This window comes from Roseateles sp. P5_B10 (genome assembly GCF_056400485.1).
The window spans coordinates 1-3,624 of record NZ_JBFULE010000549.1 but is presented as its reverse complement, the minus strand read 5'-3'; the positions used below and the strand labels follow the sequence as shown (position 1 = coordinate 3,624).

The 3,624-nt window shown below is 69.9% G+C and carries 4 protein-coding genes; 1 reads left to right on the top strand and 3 read right to left on the bottom strand.

Annotated elements, in window-relative coordinates:
- The 3 genes from AC1DU6_RS23615 to AC1DU6_RS23605 form a co-directional block, all read right to left on the bottom strand.
- Window positions 1-687, bottom strand: a 687-nt coding sequence (locus tag AC1DU6_RS23615) for a cbb3-type cytochrome c oxidase subunit I (RefSeq protein ID WP_477860020.1), incomplete at its 3' end; no start/stop codon positions are given.
- Window positions 688-733: 46 nt separating this feature from the next.
- Window positions 734-883 (bottom strand): cbb3-type cytochrome oxidase assembly protein CcoS, encoded by a 150-nt coding sequence (gene ccoS, locus AC1DU6_RS23610; RefSeq protein WP_056197788.1) that lies wholly within the window; start codon window positions 881-883, stop codon window positions 734-736.
- Window positions 883-3,090 (bottom strand): heavy metal translocating P-type ATPase, encoded by a 2,208-nt coding sequence (locus AC1DU6_RS23605; RefSeq protein WP_477860018.1) that lies wholly within the window; start codon window positions 3,088-3,090, stop codon window positions 883-885. Before AC1DU6_RS23605 ends, ccoS begins: the two co-directional genes overlap by 1 nt.
- Window positions 3,091-3,199: 109 nt before the next feature.
- Here AC1DU6_RS23605 and AC1DU6_RS23600 point away from each other — a divergent pair.
- The coding region (locus tag AC1DU6_RS23600; RefSeq protein WP_477860016.1) for a cupin domain-containing protein at window positions 3,200-3,624 on the top strand (425 nt) is incomplete at its 3' end.

Here is a 3,624-nt window from a genome sequence, read left to right as displayed (position 1 = left end):
GTAGTACATCATCCCGAGGAAGCCCGCGGTCAGGAAGAAGCCCACCGCGTTATGGCCGTACCACCACTGCACCATCGCGTCCTGCACGCCGGCGTAGGCCGAATAGCTTTTCCAGAAGCTGACCGGGATCACCGCGCCGTTGACGAGGTGCAGCAGGGCCACAGCGAGGATGAAGGCACCGAAGAACCAGTTGGCCACGTAGATGTGACGGATCTTGCGGCGCCCCACGGTGCCGAAGAACACGATGGCGTAGGACACCCAGGCAATGGTGATCAGCACGCCGATGGGCCATTCCAGCTCGGCATATTCCTTGCCGCGTGTGAAGCCCAGCGGCAGCGTGATGGCCGCAGCCACGATGACCAGCTGCCAGCACCAGAAGTGAAACCACGCCAGGCCCGGCGCGAACAGGCGGGTCTGGCCGGTGCGCTGCACGACGTGGTAGCTGGTCGCCATCAGTGCGCAGCCACCGAACGCGAAAATGACCGCGTTGGTATGCAGGGGCCGCAGCCGCCCGTAGCTCAACCAGGGGATGCCTGCGCCGAGATCGGGCCAGGCCAGCTGCGCCGCAATGATGACGCCCACGAGCATCCCCACCACGCCCCACAGAACGGCGGCCAGCGCAAATGCGCGTACCGGTCCGTCTTCGTATACCGCCCCAGTGGTGGCCAGCGCCTTTTCGTTCGCCATCGCGACTCCTTCAGTCTGATGCAAACGATTCTTCGCGCGGGGGCTCCTAGACGCCTTGATCCTCGTCAAGCAGGATGCGTTCAGCCTCGTGTTCGAAGCCGTCCAGTTGCCCGGAGTGCACAGCCCAGCCGAACACCGCCACGATGAGCAGCACCAGCACGACCGAGAAGGGGATGAGGAGATACAGGATGTCCATCAGCGCGCCAATCTCTGGGCATTGAGCACGACGAACAGCGAACTCGCTGCCATGCCCAGGCCCGCCGCCAGCGGCGGCAGCCAGCCGCTCAGCGCCAGCGGCACGCAGGCCAGGTTGTAGAGCGCCGCCCAGGCGAGGTTCTGGCGCAGCACGCGGCGCGTCCTGTGCGCCAGCGCGAGCGCCTGCGGGATCGCCATCAGCTGGTTGGACACCAGCAGCGCATCTGCGGCACCGCGCGCCAGCATGGCGCCCTGCCCCATGGCGATGCGCACGTCCGCCGCGGCCAGCACCGGCGCGTCRTTGATGCCGTCGCCGACCATCAACACGCGCTCGCCGCGCGCCTGCCAGTCACGCAGCGCAGCAAGCTTGGACTCGGGCGTGGCGCCCGCGCGCCAGTGGGCAATGTCCAGCAACGCCGCCATGCGCGAGACCGCCGCCGGCTGGTCGCCCGATAGCAGGCGCACGCGCCTGCCCTGAGCGCGCAAGGCCTTGATCGTTGCCGCGGCATCGGCGCGTGGCGCCTCGGCAAGGTCCAGCCACAGCACGCAGTCGCCGCAGCCCACGGGGCCGAACGCCAGCCGCGCGGCCGGGTCGGGCCGCGCGCTGACCCAGGCCGGCGCACCCAGGCGCCAGACCCGGCCGGTCGCATCACGCGCCTCCACGCCGCGGCCGGCAACTTCGCGCACGTCCGCCCAGCTGCCGGCACTTCCGTCGGCCAGCGCCTGCGCCACCGGGTGGCGCGACAGCCCGGCCAGGCTGCGGGCGACGTTCAGCAGCGCGTCGGCATCGGCGCCCTGGGCCCAGTGGCGACGCAGCTGCAGCCGGTCCTCGCTGAGCGTGCCGGTCTTGTCGAAGACGACGGTGTCGATGGCGCACAGCCGTTCCAGCGCCGCCAGGTCCGTCAGCAGCAACCCGCGCCGAGCAAGCGCGCCGCTGGCCGCGAGCCAGGCCGCAGGCGCGGCCAGGGTCAGCGCGCATGGGCAGGTGACGATCAGCACGGCCACGGCCACTGCGATGGCGCGTGAAGGATCCAGCCACCACCAGCCGACGCCCGCCAGCAGCGCCAGCAGCAGCACGACCGCCGTGAAGCCCGCGGCGACGCGGTCCAGCACGCCGTTGACAAAAGGCCGCTGGCTCTGGGCCTGCTGCATCAATCGCACGATGCCCTGCGCCGTCGCGTCTGCACCCACGCGCAGCACGCTGACGATGAGCGAGCCGTCGAGGTTGATGCTGCCCGCCACGACCGCATCGCCCACCGTCTTGGCGACCGGCGCGGATTCGCCCGTCAGCAGGGCCTCGTTGGCCCAGCCCTGGCCGGACAGCACACGGCCGTCGGCCGCGAAGGCCTCGCCGGCCGCGACGCGGATGCGATCACCCACGCGCAGTGCCTCGGGCGCGACGCGTTCACTGCTGCCGTCCTCACGCAGCCGCTCGGCCGCCGTTGGCAACGCACCGGCGACCGCTTCCAGCGCATCCGCCGCACGATGCCGCGCCCCCAGTTCGAACCAGCGCGCCAGCAGCAGCAGCGCGACGAACATCGTCAGCGAATCGAAGTAGACCTCGTGGCCCAAAGGCCCGCCGGGGTCGAACAAGGCCCCGGTGCTGGCCACGAAGGTGACGGCGATGCCCAGCGCCACCGGCACATCCATGCCCAGCCGCCCTGCCCTGAGCTGCCGCCAGGCGCCAACCATGAAGGGGGCGGCCGAAAAGACCATGACAGGCAGCGTCAGCACCCAGCTGGCCCAGCGCAGCAGGCGGTCCAGGTCGGCGCTGAGCTCACCGGGGGCGGCAACGTAGGCCGGCGTCGCCATCATCATGACCTGCATCATCAGGAAGGCGGCGACAAAGAGCCGCCACAGGGCCTGGCGCCTTTCCTGCCGGCGCAGCTCGCGCGCAGGCGCTGCGACGTCGGGCGTGGCCCGGTAGCCCGCCACCTGCAGCGCGGCCAGCACGTCGGCGAGCGTGAGCTGTGAAGGCAACCACTGCAAGGCCAGCCGGGCCGACGCCGGATTGACGCTGGCACCGCGCACGCCCGGCAGCGTCAGCAGCGCCGCTTCGATCAACCCCGAGCAGGCCGCGCAATGCATGCCCGCCACCTGGAACTGCGACAGCGCCACACCGCCCGGGCCGTCGGGCCAGGTCGTAAAGGGGGCGAGGAGGCGGGCGTCGGCATCAGCCGCACACAAGCCGGGAGGGGGTGCACTCACGCCGCCAATCTAGATGGCCCGCCCCGCCGCCCCCATGACCTGGGTCAAGCTTTTGCGGGAACACATATTGCGTGTGCTCCACCGCCTGCAGCACTTCAGGAGGTCACTCATGTCGGATCTGTCGATACCCGTGGACGCCGCCAACGACGCGTCCGCCACACAGTTCTCCCATGTCAAGCCCGGGGACACGCCCTGGCGCCCCGACGGGCTGAGAGATTTCTTCCTCTACCGCGACCTGGGCGTGGCCGAGGCCACGGCGGGCAAGGTCATCGCGCACCTTGTGAAGGCGAACATGGCCCCTGAAAAGGGCACGGGATGGCACCGCCATGAGGCGGAGTTCCAGATCGTGCTGATGACCAAGGGCTGGGCCAAGTTCATGTACGGCGACCAGGTGACGCTCGTCGAGGCCGGCGACTGCGTGCACCAGCGCCCCGGCATCGTGCATTACCTGTTCGACTACTCGCCGGACATGGAGTACCTGGAGATCGTCTCGCCGGCGGACTTCAAGACGGTGGACGCGCCGGCGCCTTGTGA